Origin of the sequence: Chitinophaga deserti, from assembly GCF_003149455.1 — a bacterium.
Classification (GTDB): Bacteria; Bacteroidota; Bacteroidia; order Chitinophagales; family Chitinophagaceae; genus Chitinophaga; species Chitinophaga deserti.
This window is the reverse complement of the sequence record NZ_QFFK01000002.1, coordinates 694173-707509: the sequence shown is the minus strand read 5'-3', so window position 1 is coordinate 707509 and position 13337 is coordinate 694173. Positions and strand designations below refer to the sequence as shown.

The following is a 13337-nucleotide window of genomic DNA, read 5'->3' as shown; positions in this document are numbered from 1 at the left end:
GGCTGGTATTTTGCCTGATTCTTAGGGGAATCAATTGCAAAATCAATACCATGCATATTTATTTCACGCTGTCCTTATTACGAAAAATTGTATACATTTGCGACAACCGGAATATGCATTATTAATGTACAGAAAAATATACAATTCCTTTATCGAGAGAAAAGCAAAGGGTACAAAATCATTCGCAGTTCTGATAGATCCGGACAAGGTTACGCCTGAGGGGATCGCAGACCTGGCGGGCAAATGCACGGAAGCAAAGGTAGATTACATCTTCCTCGGCGGCAGTTTGGTTATTACTGATCATCTGGACGATGTGGTTCAGCAGATCAAGGCGAGCTGCAGCATTCCGGTGATTCTGTTTCCCGGAAGCCCGTCTCAGGTATCACGCTACGCGGATGCCTTGCTATATCTTTCCATGATCTCGGGCCGCAATCCGGAACTGCTCATTGGCCAGCACGTGGTATCTGCCGCGGCGGTTAAAAAGAGCGGGCTGGAAGTGATTTCTACCGGATACATGGTAATAGACGGAGGCGCTCCCACTACGGTATCTTACATCAGCAATGCCACCCCTATCCCTGCAGATAAGGATGATATCGCAATGTGTACTGCCATGGCGGGCGATATGCTGGGCATGAAAGTGATTTACATGGATGCCGGCAGCGGTGCCCGTAAGCCTATCACCGAAAGCATGATCCAGCGCGTATCCAGCCAGGTAGAAGTACCGGTAATTGTTGGCGGTGGTATCCGCACTCCCGAAAAAGCTTATCTGAATTGTAAAGCAGGTGCCGACATTATTGTTGTTGGTAATGCCATTGAAAAAGATGCTTCCCTGATCCGGGAAATCGCTGCTGCAGTACACAGCGCACCTGTGAACGCTTCCCGTTAACCTCATCCCACTTACCTGAAGTTACATTCCAGCAGGTTAAACTTATCCCTCTATCAGATTTTTTATTGATCCCCGCAAGATTTGTATGAAAACTTGCGGAGGGTTTAATATCTTGCACCCCGAAACCAACCGACCAATTATTTTATAGAATTCTACGGCCCTGAGAATACGAGGAGCTTGTTGACGTGAGTAAGTGTGCGCTACAATTGAGTGCACCAGGTAGGCCATCTACTTTTCATCCTCTTGTTTTTAGTGAACCTGCACTAGCATATCCAGAGAATTTATTCAGTACGTAAAGTAATCTGTCCCGGTTGGGGTATGGTATTCGTATAACTATGGTTTTTACGGCCGTAAGGCCTTTTTTCATAAGCATAATTTAAGTAAAAGCGGGCTGCCTTCTCCAGGGCAGCCCTAACTTTTAAATACTCCGTCCAATTGTCAGTTAATTAGACGGAGCCGGTTCCCAAAGGTTTAAAATAGTAAAGGGCTGCAGGAAGAAATTCTGTTCTTCCTGCAGCCCTTATATATAGTTGCAGTATTATCTGCCTGCCTTAGAGGCTCATCATTTCCTTGAATTTCACCGCCTGCCTGCGGCTTACTTCTATCTTCTCACCACCGCGCATTTCCAGCAGAAGGCCGCCATTGAAATAGGTGTCTATCCGCTCAATCATTCTCAGGTTCACGATATGCTTGCGGTTTGCCCGGAAAAATACGCGCTCGTCAAGCCGTTCTTCCAGCGCATTTAAAGATTTGAGAATCAGTGGCTTATTTGTTTCGAAATATACACGTGCATAGTTACCCACGCTTTCGAAAAGGCGTATCTCCTGTAGTTTTACGAACCAGCAGCGGTCGCCGTCTTTCACAAACACCTGGTCATTTTCACCGAGTATATTACGGATACCGGTAGCTGCGGCAATCCGTTCTTTCTCATCGGCCTGATGGAGCTTCTGGATGGCATCTGCCAGCCGTTTCGGCTCTATGGGCTTGAGGAGGTAATCCAGCGCGTTATACTCGAACGCTTTAAGGGCGTACTCGTCGTAAGCCGTGGTAAAGATCACCTGCGGTGTTCTTTCCAGTTCGGCCAGCAGATCAAAGCCGGTCTTATCCGGCATCTGGATGTCAAGAAAGAGCAGATCGGGCCGGAGCGACTCGATTTTCTCCATCCCGTCTTTCGCATTTACCGCTTCTCCCACCACCACGATCTCCGGGTGGTCGGCCAGGAGTTTCTTCAGCTCACTTCTGGCCAATCTTTCGTCGTCTATGATCAAAGCTTTTTTCATACTGTCAAAATTGGTTGACGATTTTATAATAGCGGCATCAGCACTTTTGCTTCTACCGTTGCGTGGTCGATGTTTCTGATGTCGAATGAAGCTCTTTTACCGAAGAGGATGCCCAGGCGCTGGCGGGTAGATGCGAGGCCGAATCCTCCGCCGTTATGCTGGTTCTCGACGATTTGCCCGGTGTTGCGGATGGAGATCTCGTGATACATGTCGTGTACATGGGATCCGATGAGGATGAGACCGCCGTGAATTTCGCGGGAAATACCATGTTTAATGGCATTTTCAACGAGGGTTTGCAACATCAGCGGGGGCACCGGAAGCTCAAGCGTTTCAGGATCTATGTCATATTGCACCTTCAACCGCTCTTCGAACCGGATATTTTCCAATGCAAGATAATCTTTTACGATACTCAGTTCGTTTTCCAGGCTCACGGTTTCGGCCTTATCGGCCTGCATGGAGTTCCGGAGGATATTACTCAGCTCTGTAATAGCGGTACGGGCACGGCGCGGATTTTCATCCACCAGCGCCCGGATACTGTTTAAAGCATTGAAAATGAAGTGTGGATTGAGCTGGCTCTTGATCGTTTTCAGCTCCAGCGTTCTTACTGTGGCCTCCAGCTTCAGCTGGCCCAGCTGCGAATTCCTGCTTTCTTCCACATAATGCCAGAGGAAATATATCACCGCCCAGAGTGCAATAAAAATGGATTGCTGCAGAAACGAAAGCAGCCAGTTACTGTTGAAATCACCGTCCTGATGCCCCACATTCAGCCCCCACCACACACTGGCAAGGATGAACGAATCTATGGAAGCACATACCACAATACCGAAAAAGAAGTAGATGGCTACATTCTCAAACGGCTTCTCGATCCATTTATATCTGACGATAACTGCGCGAAAACCATGTGTAATAAGTATCCCAAGCACGGCAGTGGCCAGTACGTATGGCAACATCCACCAATCCAGCTTGGTAAAGAAAATGGCGTAGAAAAAGTACAGAAAGGCACACGCTCCCCAACCGAGTAACTGGCACCACCAATATTTTGACAAGCGTTTAAACATTCTGCAAAAGTTAGCAAAGTCCTCCGATAAAAACCCGCTTCTTCCAAAAATACCATGCTGCCCGGCGCATTCGAACCCAAATATTACCAATGGCGGTTTTAGCGGTTAAATGGGGTTATGCCCGAAATGCTGATCTCCTCCCCCCTGAAAATACCGGAATTGCCGGCATATCCCGGAATTCAGTAAATCCGAAATCCTTCTGAAACATGACAAATTCTTACATATAATTCTGAATTTCAACCTCTTGCACTCTTATTGATGCGATAACCCCTTCAGGCTCAGCAATCAAAAAACCGGGGCCGCGGCCAAATTATGCAGCAGAACTTGTATTTTTGGGCATTAAACCCAAAAGGTGATATGGAAATTACGGCAGGTCAATTATTAAGTCAGATCGAATACCCGTCCGATCTGCGGAAACTGAGCAAGGAGCAGCTGCACCAGGTGTGCGATGAGTTGCGCCAGTTCATCATTGATACCGTGAGTGTACACGGCGGCCATTTCGGCGCCAGCCTTGGCGTGGTAGAACTCACCGTTGCCCTGCACTATGCTTACAATACTCCATACGACCAGCTGGTATGGGACGTAGGCCATCAGGCCTATGGCCATAAGATCCTCACCGGCCGTAAAAGCGTTTTCCATACCAACAGGAAATACAAAGGCATCGCCGGGTTCCCGAACCGCGGGGAAAGTGAATACGACACCTTTGGCGTAGGGCACTCCTCCACCTCCATCGGCGCCGCTCTTGGTATGGCCATCGCTTCTGCCAATAAAGGCGAACACGACCGTCAGCATATTGCCGTGATCGGCGATGGCGCCATGACCGCAGGCATGGCCTTCGAAGCCCTCAACCACGCAGGCGTTTCCAATGCCAACCTGCTCGTTATCCTGAACGACAACTGCATGTCCATCGACCCTAACGTTGGTGCACTGAAAGAATACCTGACCGATATCACCACTTCCCAGACCTACAACAAGCTCCGCGATGATGTATGGAACCTCCTGGGCAAGCTGCCCATCGGCAAGAAATTTACCCGCGACATGGCATCCAAACTGGAAGCCAGCGTCAAAGGCATGGTTACCAAATCCAGTAACCTCTTCGAAAGCCTTAACCTCCGTTATTTCGGACCTATAGACGGGCATAACATCACCAAACTGGTAGATACCCTTCATGACCTGCGCAACATCCCCGGGCCCAAGCTGCTGCATGTGCGCACCGTGAAAGGGAAAGGTTATGCCCTCGCTGAAATCGACCAGACCAAATGGCATGCACCCGGACTGTTCGATAAAATCACCGGCGAGATCTTCAAGAAAGCTATCGAGAAGCCGCAGCCGCCCAAATATCAGGACGTATTCGGCCATACCATCATAGAGCTGGCAGAGCAGAACGAAACCATTATGGGTATCACACCTGCCATGCCTTCCGGCTCCTCCCTCAAATGGATGATGGAGAAAATGCCATCCCGTGCCATTGACGTAGGCATCTGCGAGCAGCATGCTGTTACGCTCTCCGCCGGTCTTGCCACACAGGGCATGAAAGTATACTGCAACATCTACTCCTCCTTCATGCAACGGGCATACGACCAGGTGATCCACGATGTGGCTATCCAGAATCTTCCCGTAGTGTTTTGTCTGGACAGGGCAGGTCTTGTGGGAGAAGACGGGTACACCCATCACGGAGCATACGACATCCCGTATATGCGTTGCATCCCGAACCTGATCGTAAGTGCACCCATGAACGAGGAAGAGCTGCGCAACCTGATGTATACCGCACAGCTGCCTTCTACCGTGAATCCTTTCGTTATCCGCTATCCGCGTGGCGAAGGAGTAATGCCCGACTGGCGGAAGCCTTTCGCACCCATTAAGATCGGCACCGGCAGAAAAATACAGGACGGGCGTGATGTAGCCATCCTTTCCTTCGGCCACCCCGGTAACTATGTGACCGAGGCCATGAAAGAGCTCATGACCGACGGCCTCCAGCCTGCTCACTACGATATGCGTTTCGTTAAACCACTGGATACCGAAATGCTCCATGAGATCTTCCAGCGGTTCGACCGGGTGATCACTGTGGAAGATGGCGCCCTGCAGGGTGGCTTCGGAAGCGCGGTACTGGAGTTCATGGTAGATAACGAGTATAAGGCCGATGTGAAACGCCTCGGTATCCCCGACCGCCTTGTGGAACATGGCAAACCCACCGAGCTCCACCGTGAATGCGGATACGATGCACCTGCTATCGCTTCGGCCGTACGTGCCATGCTCGAAAGTAAAATAACTGTTCAAACCAGCTGATAAAGGCCGTTTAAGGCGCCCCGGAAAGCCTCCCGGCACCGGGGCCGCATAGCACACCATGCGCGACCTCTACATATCATTACGCATTACACACATTATCCGCGAAACTGCGGACACGTATACTTACCGGTTCGAAAGCGCGGATGGTAAACCCGTGAAATACCGCGCCGGGCAATTTCTCACTTTCCTCATCGACCTTCACGGCACCGAATACCGCCGGTCTTACTCCCTTTGTACCACACCGGGGATAGACGACCACCTGGCCGTTACCGTAAAACGGGTGACCAACGGCGCCATTTCCCGCCACATCCTCCGTAACTGGCAAGAGGGAGACGTTATCACCTCTCTCCTGCCATCAGGCCGCTTTGTACTCGACAGTGCCCCTTCCAGCTCCCGCGACATCCTGCTGCTGGGTGCAGGCAGCGGTATTACGCCCCTGTTCTCTATTCTGCAGCAAGCCCTGTATGAAGAGAAAGCATCGCATGTGACGCTTATTTACAGCAACCGTAATGAAGAAAGCGCCATCTTCCGCAACCGTATCCTCGATCTGGAAAAAAGCTTCCCCGACAGGCTTACCGTGTTGTGGATTTTCAGCGACCCTATCGAAGCGGCTCCCGGCTTCAGGCGCATGAATAACATCATCCTGGAAATGATTACGCCCAAACACCTGCGGCATCCCCGCAGTGAGGCGTTGTTCTATATCTGTGGCCCGGTGGAATACATGCGCATGGCCCAGTTCACCCTCACCTTTATGGGCTTCCGGCAAGATCAGCTGCATAAAGAAAACTTCGTGGTGAATACCGACGCTAAAATTGCACGCATCTCCGTACCGGACGATACTTCCGTAAAACAGGTACACCTCGTGCATGAAGGCAACTCCCAGACCATGGAAGTACCCGGTAATGAAACCATCCTGCATGCTGCACTCCGGCAAAATATTCCCCTTCCTTACAGTTGTAAAGGGGGTGTATGCGGGTCCTGCATTGCTACCTGTACAAAGGGCAACGTCTGGATGTCTGTCAACGAAGTGCTTACGGAGAAGGAGCTCTCCAAGGGTATGATCCTTACCTGTACCGGATACGCCAAAAGCAGCGATGTAACGCTGGAGTGGTGACAATCCCTCAAAAATGGTTAACTTCCCTTAAATTCATGTGATGCGCTTACCTGCCCTGAAAATTACGGGCATCCTGGCGGCAGCAGGCATATTCTGGGGGATTCTTTACAAGCCGCTCCGTGCGTTGCTTTCCGGTTCCTTCCCGGGCAGCGATGCAGACATCATTTTGTTTTTCGCTTTCCTTCTCTTTTCCTGCATAATAGTATTCCTCGCAGCGAAGTGGGTGTTCCGCGCCGGTGAGAAAATGTACGAGCCTTACCGCCTGTTCTTTAACGAACATCCTGTGCCCATGTGGGTATATGAATGGGGAAGCCTCCGCTTCCTTGCCGTGAACGAAGCGGCTGTGCAGAAGTATGGTTACAGCCAGGAAGAATTCAGGCGGATGACGCTGCTGGATATCCGCGACCCCAGTACTATTCCCGAAATGATGGATGATGTTAAGCGTACAGACCTCAGCACAGCCTACCGCGGCATATGGCAGCACCGCCGTAAGAATGGAGAAACCTTTTATGTGGAGCTTCACTCCCGCCCCACCCTCTTCCGGGGTAAACAGGCCAGGATCGTAATGGGACTGGATATAGATGCAGAGGTACGGCAGATGATAGAAGCGAAAGATATCAGTTCGCGATACGACCTGCTCGCGCAGATTACGCCGGATTACGTATACTACTACGATATCAAACAAAACCGCATAGCCCGGAACCATGGCCCTGTTTCCCTGTTCGGGTACCGCGACAGTGAAGTGGGGGAAACCCTGGAATGGTGGCAGGAAAGGGTGCATCCGGAAGATCTGCCGCGTATCATGCAGCTGTTCGAATTCACCTGTACGCTTTGTAAAGACAGGATGGAAGCTTCCTACCGATTCCGCTGTGCAGACGGCCATTATAAATATGTGTACGACCGCGGATATATCATTTACAATGAACAGCGCCAGGCCATCCGTATGGTAGGCGTTATCCAGGATGTGGATGAAAGCACACGGCAGAAACATGAAATAGAAATGCTAAGCCTCGTAGCCAGTTACACCATCAACAGTGTAATCATCCTCAACCCCGCCGGGCAGATCAGCTGGGTGAACGAGGGCTTCCGGAATATGACCGGATATACGCATGAAGATGTTGCCGGTAAGCGGGTTAAAGACATTCTCAGCGGGCCGGATACTAATCCTGAAACAGTATTGGAAATAGAAAATAAGATGGCTCGGGTAGCCGCATTCCATGTAGAGATACTGAATTACAAAAAGAACGGAACACCTTACTGGGTGAAATCAGACATAACCCCGGTACTCAATGCGAACGGGCAGCTGCAGCATTATATCTGCATACAGATGGATATTACGGAGCGGCTTGCTTTTATACGGCAATTACAGGAAAACAATGATACGCTGCATGAGATTGCGCGGATCAACTCCCATGAAATCCGAAAGCCGGTGGCTTCTATCCTCGGTATCATGGCCATGCTGGACCTTGATAATAACGATGCGGTATTGAACAACAGGCTGCTGGCCATGCTGCGGGAATGCAGCACAGAACTGGACGCTACCCTGCATAAGATCCAGGATAAACTACATGAAACGAATCACCGGTAATATGATGATGTTTCAATCGTAGGATTCAAACCGGTTAAATTCACCGGCTAATTCATTATGAAGTTTGTGGAAAATTTGCATGCGGTCCTGCAGGCTGCCTAAATCATCAACAGGCCTGTCTGTATGTATGATTGCCGGATTGCCGAGCCCCATATGCTTGGCAGACTGCTTCAGGTCGTGGTACATTTCATCGGCTACTTCCAGCTGCCGGATAAACTGATTTTGAAAATGCTCTATCGCCAGGGATCTTTCAGAATTGGGTTGCGGTGAGGAGGCGATGTCCTGTAATTTTCCGCGCATGGTACGTAAACTGGAACGTACATTATCTACTTCTTCTTTCCAGGCGGAGAACTGTGCCTGGATGTCGGTGGACTGTGCTGGTACTTCCATGTTATATTGATTAAAGTGACAGGATGACGACGTGTTCATCATTCGGCCAGGCTTTCGTTTCAATATGCCAATCAACGGGTGATCTTCACTTCTAATTTACGACGATTTTGGTTGCGGGGCATGAAAAACCCGGTGGATTTTTTCCACCGGGCAGTGTATTTTATGTGGGTATCAGCTATGCAAGCATGGGCAGGTCCATCAGCAGCAGGGCTGCGTCTTCGGATGTTGTAACATCGAGTTGGCTGTAATCTTCAACTGCTATTGCATCGCGCGGCCCGAGGTTTTCTCCGCTTGCTGATACGGTTCCGCTGATCACAAAGAGGTAAAGTCCATTGCCCGCTTTCTTAGGTGTGTAGCTGAAGGATTGCCCTTTATCGAAGTTCCCCAGCGAAAACCAGGCGTCCTGGTTGATAGGGAGGCCTTCGTTACTTCCTTCCGGAGCTACCACGGTTTGCAGCCTGTTATGGCGGTCTGCCGGTTCAAAGGTCTGCTGATCGTAGCGGGGTGCAATGTCGCGCTTCTTCGGGAAGAGCCAGATCTGGAGGAATTTCACCGGATCGGTTTTACTGGCGTTGAACTCTGAGTGTTCTATGCCGGATCCCGCACTCATGATTTGCACATCGTTCTGGTTAATGATTTTGTGGCGGCCCGTGGTATCGCGGTGTTCTAAAGCGCCGCTCAGCGGAATGCTCACAATCTCCATATTGTCGTGCGGATGCGCACCAAAGCCCATGCCGCCCTTCACCGTATCATCGTTCAGTACGCGGAGCGCACCGAAGTGAATGCGATCAGGATTGTAGTATCCGGCAAAGCTGAAAGTGTGGCTGGACTGCAGCCAGCCATGATTAGCAAAGCCGCGGCTGTCGGCACGATGAATGGTTGTTTTCATAATATTGATCTCCTTTTTTCTTTATACAAAAGTCCGAAAAAACACATCGCCGGGCAATGGACACGATGGCGCAAAAGGTGGACAATTTTTATAAAAAGAAAGCCGGGCGTGGTTTCTGCAACCATTGCCCGGCTTTGTAAAGTCAATAACGTAAACGATTAAACGAGCTTTGCGTCCATCGTAATGTTCGTGTTGAGGAGTTTGGAGATAGGGCAGTTTGCTTTCGCATCTTCCGCCATTTCTGCAAACTTCGCAGCGTCCAGACCGGGAACGCTTGCTGTAACATCCAGGTGGATGCCGGGGATGGCACCGTTCTCGAAAGTTACGGTAGCCTTGGTGTCGATATTACCAGGGGTGAGGCCTGCACCAGAGATTACGAAGCTGAGCTTCATGGTGAAGCAGCCTGCATGTGCAGCAGCGATCAGCTCTTCCGGGTTAGTACCGATGCCGGATTCGAAACGGCTGCTGAAGGAATACTGGGTATCTTTCAGAACGCCTGAGTCGGAAGACACGGTGCCTTTACCTTCTTTACCGGTGCCTTGCCAGTTGGCGGATGCGGATCTTTTCATTGATTAGCTATTTAGGGTGAAATGTTTCGATAGAAGAATAAAATTAAGGAATCCATATTAAAAAAACCGGGTGAATTGCTCCACCCGGTTTACCTTAAACCCCAGACAACCTGTTTATCACACTAATTCCACGAAATCTTCCAGGGGTTTTCTCACTTTCTTTGCATGCTGCATGCCGTCTTCCGCTGCGCGGAAACCAATCGCCGCTACTACTACCGTGCGCAGGTTCTTTTCTTTCAGTCCCAAAATCCTGTCGTAAGCAGCAGCATCGAATCCTTCCATGGGGCAGGCGTCTATCCCATCCACCGCACTCGCTGTAAGCAGGGTTCCAAGGGCCAGGTAGGCCTGTTTGGAAGTCCAGTTAGCAGCGGCATTCTCATCGAGGCCATTCACCGTTCCCTTCATTACATTTTCAAATCCTTCCAGGTCCTTAGCTTCCAGATTACGGGTACCCGCAATGCGGCCAATGTATTTTTCCACATGCTCATTGTTCAGCTCGTCGTACCGTGCAAAGACTACAAGATGCGAGGCGTCTGTTATCTGTGGCTGGTTCCAGGATACTGCCTTCAGCGCTTCCCTTACTGCGGGATCTTTCACCACTATAATCTTATAAGGCTGTAATCCATAGCTGGATGCTGACAGTCTGGTAGCCTCCAGTACCCTTGACAGCTGCGCTTCTTCCAATTTCTTCACCGGATCAAACTTCTTCACGGCATACCGCCAGTTAAGTTTCTCGAGAATATCCATTGTCAGTATTTTTTTATGTTTTCGTTTATGCCTGTTTAATGATCTGCACTGCTGCAATCAAACGTACTTCATCACTTACCACGAGGCCGCCGGCTTCTGTAGTGGCTGACCACGACAGGCCAAAATCCTTCCGGTTGATTTTCCCGGTAAGCTCAAAACCAGCTTTGGTCTGGCCATAGGGGTCAATCGTAACACCGGAATATTCAACATTCAAAGCCACCGGTTTGGTAACACCACGGATGGTAAGGTCGCCTTTCAGTACGAATGTATCGGCATCTTTCTTTTCTACTCCTGTAGATGTAAAAGTCAGTTTGGGATGGTTGGGAGCATCGAAGAAGTCGGGGCTTTTCAGGTGCTCATCGCGCTGTGCATTCTTGGTGCTGATGCTGTTTACATCGGCATCGAAGCTGATGGTTGCATCGGAGAAATCATCTTTACCTGCCGTCACCGTCGCATCGAACTGAGCAAAGTGCCCGGTTACATTGGTGATCATGAGGTGTTTTACTTTGAATTCGATTTCGCTGTGCGCGGGGTCAATTTTCCAGGTTGCCATTGTGTTAATTTTTTTTGTGTTGTTATGAATGATAATGTTCAGGTTCAGATGTTGTTGTTAGTTCAGCCGGCCCATTTTACCGTTATTATAATCGTCTATAGCCTGTATGATTTCTTCTTTGGTGTTCATCACAAACGGACCGTAAGCAAAGATGGACTCCTGGATCGGTTCTCCGTTGAGTACCAGCAAAGTTGCGTCTGTAGTGGCTTTCACCGTGATCACTTCTCCTTTCTGTTCAAATACTGCGATCTCTACTCCTTTTGCATTATGCGTACCGTTAATGGATATTTCTCCTTTCAGTACTACGATTCCGGTGTTATAGCCATCTGGCAGGCGGAGGGTAGTTTCTGTTCCGGCGGTGAGCCTTATATCGAACAAGTTGACAGGCGTAAAAGTTTTTGCCGCTCCTTTTTGTCCATCGAATTCACCGGCTATGATACGGGCATAGCTGCCATTACCAAGGTCGATTACCGGGATGTTCGTGTTGAGGATTTCCTGGTAACGGGGCGCATCCATTTTATGCGCTTTAGGCAGGTTTACCCATAGCTGGGCCATTTCTAATGTACCTCCGTTCAGTGTGAAATCATGTGCGTGCTTCTCTTCGTGCACCAGGCCTGAACCGGCGGTCATCCATTGTACATCGCCAGGGCCGATCTTACCACTGTTACCTCCGGAATCCCGGTGCTCCAGTGAACCCTGATATGCGATCGTGACTGTTTCGAAGCCCCTGTGCGGGTGTTCTTCCACTCCGCGGGGTGTTTCCGAAGGGCTGAAGTAGTGAGGGGCCGCATAATCCAACAGGAAAAACGGGCTCAACTGCTTACCAATCATACGGTTACCGTTGGGGAACAGGTTTTGAACCCTGAATCCGTCGCCTACCATATGAGGTTGTGCGCCTTCGTAAATGTGTGCTACTTGCTTTGTGGTGGTTGTCATATTTGCCTCCTTTTAAAGACAACACAAAATTAAGCGTTACAACATCTATACGAAATGGATAGAATGATGTTATCGGTGTACTTTTTTCCTACCGGCAACTATATTCCTGAATTTCAGCTGATTAGTTCAGGAAAACTATGCTTTTGCAAGTTCCTTGAATTCTGACGGAGTTTGGTTGGTGTATTTCTTGAAAAAGCGGGAGAAATAGTGGGGATCTTCGAAACCCAGCTTATAAGCGATCTCTTTTGCAGTGAGGTCGGTATTAAACAGGTAGCGTTGTGCTTCCAGGATCACGCGGTTGCGGATATGCTCACCGGCGGTGATGCCCGACAGCTGTTTGCTGATTTCATTCAGCAAAACGGGTTTTATATGAAGCTGTGCGGCATAGTCGCTTACATTCTTCAGTTCCATATACCGCTGCTCAATCAGGCCTTTAAAGGTCATGAATAAGGCGCTGTTATGCTTCGACTGGTATTCCGGCGTAAGGGAGACAGGCTTGGGCGCATGACGGCTGGCAATGATAAGGAAATATTGCAGCAGGTTACGGAATGCGGAAGCGTAGTTGGGGCGCTGGGCATTTACTTCTTCCATCATCCTGTTCACCATCCAGTCTATTTCCCTTTCCACTTCGGGATCGGTGATAGGGATAACGGAACTGAATGCGTCGTTAACGAAAAGGCCATTTTTGATCGGGTCCATATCAGACGAGCCTGCGGGGCACATCATGCAATTATGGAACGCGATCATATAACCGTCTATTTTCTCTGAAGATTTGAGCTGATGCACCTGTCCGGGTGCGAGGAAGAACAGGGTGTTCGGTTTTACCACATGGGTTACGGTATCAATGGTATGGGTAAGTTCTCCTTTCTTGATCCAGTATATGGTATAGAAATCGTGGCGGTGAGGGGCTTCCTGGTGTTCGAAAAACACGGGTCCCAAACTGCAGAGTGTAGATACGCTGAATTCATTGGCATCGTCTGCCACATGTGCGTATTCTGCCAGCGGCACTACTTCGATATGTTCTTTCTTACTTGCCATATT

General features: G+C 49.6%; 13 protein-coding genes. 4 read left to right on the top strand and 9 right to left on the bottom strand.

Translation table 11 applies throughout. The annotated features are described in order from the left end of the window. The first annotated feature begins 124 nt into the window (after nt 1–124). On the top strand, nt 125–886 hold the full coding sequence (locus tag DEV76_RS06975) for a geranylgeranylglyceryl/heptaprenylglyceryl phosphate synthase (RefSeq protein WP_109696480.1): 762 nt from the start codon (nt 125–127) through the stop codon (nt 884–886). Nucleotides 887–1437: 551 nt separating this feature from the next. On the opposite strand, the gene DEV76_RS06970 is transcribed toward DEV76_RS06975, so the two are convergent. Both DEV76_RS06970 and DEV76_RS06965 read right to left on the bottom strand, forming a co-directional pair. Next, complete coding sequence (locus DEV76_RS06970) at nt 1438–2166, bottom strand: LytR/AlgR family response regulator transcription factor (protein ID WP_109696478.1); 729 nt, start codon at nt 2164–2166, stop codon at nt 1438–1440. Nucleotides 2167–2189: 23 nt separating this feature from the next. Beyond that, nucleotides 2190–3224 (bottom strand): sensor histidine kinase, encoded by a 1035-nt coding sequence (locus tag DEV76_RS06965; protein ID WP_109696476.1) that lies wholly within the window; start codon nt 3222–3224, stop codon nt 2190–2192. A 357-nt stretch (nt 3225–3581) separates the two neighbouring features. Here DEV76_RS06965 and dxs point away from each other — a divergent pair, with 357 nt between their 5' ends. The 3 genes from dxs to DEV76_RS06950 are packed head-to-tail and all read left to right on the top strand — an operon-like array spanning nt 3582 to nt 8212. Continuing rightward, on the top strand, nt 3582–5510 hold the full coding sequence (dxs, locus tag DEV76_RS06960; protein ID WP_109696474.1) for a 1-deoxy-D-xylulose-5-phosphate synthase: 1929 nt from the start codon (nt 3582–3584) through the stop codon (nt 5508–5510). Nucleotides 5511–5568: 58 nt separating this feature from the next. Then, on the top strand, nt 5569–6624 hold the full coding sequence (locus DEV76_RS06955; RefSeq protein ID WP_109696472.1) for a ferredoxin--NADP reductase: 1056 nt from the start codon (nt 5569–5571) through the stop codon (nt 6622–6624). Nucleotides 6625–6664: 40 nt separating this feature from the next. Then, entirely contained in the window at nt 6665–8212 is a 1548-nt protein-coding gene (locus tag DEV76_RS06950) for a PAS domain-containing protein (protein ID WP_109696470.1), read from the top strand. 12 nt (nt 8213–8224) lie between these two features. Here the strand turns inward: DEV76_RS06950 and DEV76_RS06945 are convergent, their stop codons facing one another. The 7 genes from DEV76_RS06945 to DEV76_RS06915 all read right to left on the bottom strand — a co-directional run bounded on the left by DEV76_RS06945 (nt 8225) and on the right by DEV76_RS06915 (nt 13334). Then, the gene (locus tag DEV76_RS06945; RefSeq protein ID WP_109696468.1) at nt 8225–8602 is read right to left on the bottom strand and encodes a hypothetical protein; all 378 of its coding nucleotides are present in this window, start codon (nt 8600–8602) and stop codon (nt 8225–8227) included. A 175-nt stretch (nt 8603–8777) separates the two neighbouring features. Beyond that, nucleotides 8778–9491 carry a pirin family protein gene (locus DEV76_RS06940; protein WP_109696466.1) on the bottom strand — a complete coding sequence of 238 codons (714 nt, stop codon included), beginning with the start codon at nt 9489–9491 and terminating at the stop codon, nt 8778–8780. A gap of 158 nt (nt 9492–9649) precedes the next feature. Further along, nucleotides 9650–10060, bottom strand: coding sequence for an OsmC family protein (locus DEV76_RS06935; protein ID WP_109696463.1), 411 nt, complete (start codon nt 10058–10060; stop codon nt 9650–9652). A gap of 117 nt (nt 10061–10177) precedes the next feature. Next, the gene (locus DEV76_RS06930) at nt 10178–10807 is read right to left on the bottom strand and encodes an NAD(P)H-dependent oxidoreductase (RefSeq protein WP_109696461.1); all 630 of its coding nucleotides are present in this window, start codon (nt 10805–10807) and stop codon (nt 10178–10180) included. A gap of 25 nt (nt 10808–10832) precedes the next feature. Then, nucleotides 10833–11360: a YceI family protein gene (locus tag DEV76_RS06925; protein WP_109696459.1), complete on the bottom strand. Its 528-nt coding sequence runs from the start codon at nt 11358–11360 to the stop codon at nt 10833–10835. Nucleotides 11361–11417: 57 nt separating this feature from the next. Then, nucleotides 11418–12296 carry a pirin family protein gene (locus DEV76_RS06920; protein ID WP_109696457.1) on the bottom strand — a complete coding sequence of 293 codons (879 nt, stop codon included), beginning with the start codon at nt 12294–12296 and terminating at the stop codon, nt 11418–11420. 135 nt (nt 12297–12431) lie between these two features. Next, nucleotides 12432–13334, bottom strand: a complete 903-nt coding sequence (locus DEV76_RS06915; protein WP_109696455.1) for a helix-turn-helix domain-containing protein — start codon at nt 13332–13334, stop codon at nt 12432–12434. Nucleotides 13335–13337: the final 3 nt, after the last annotated feature.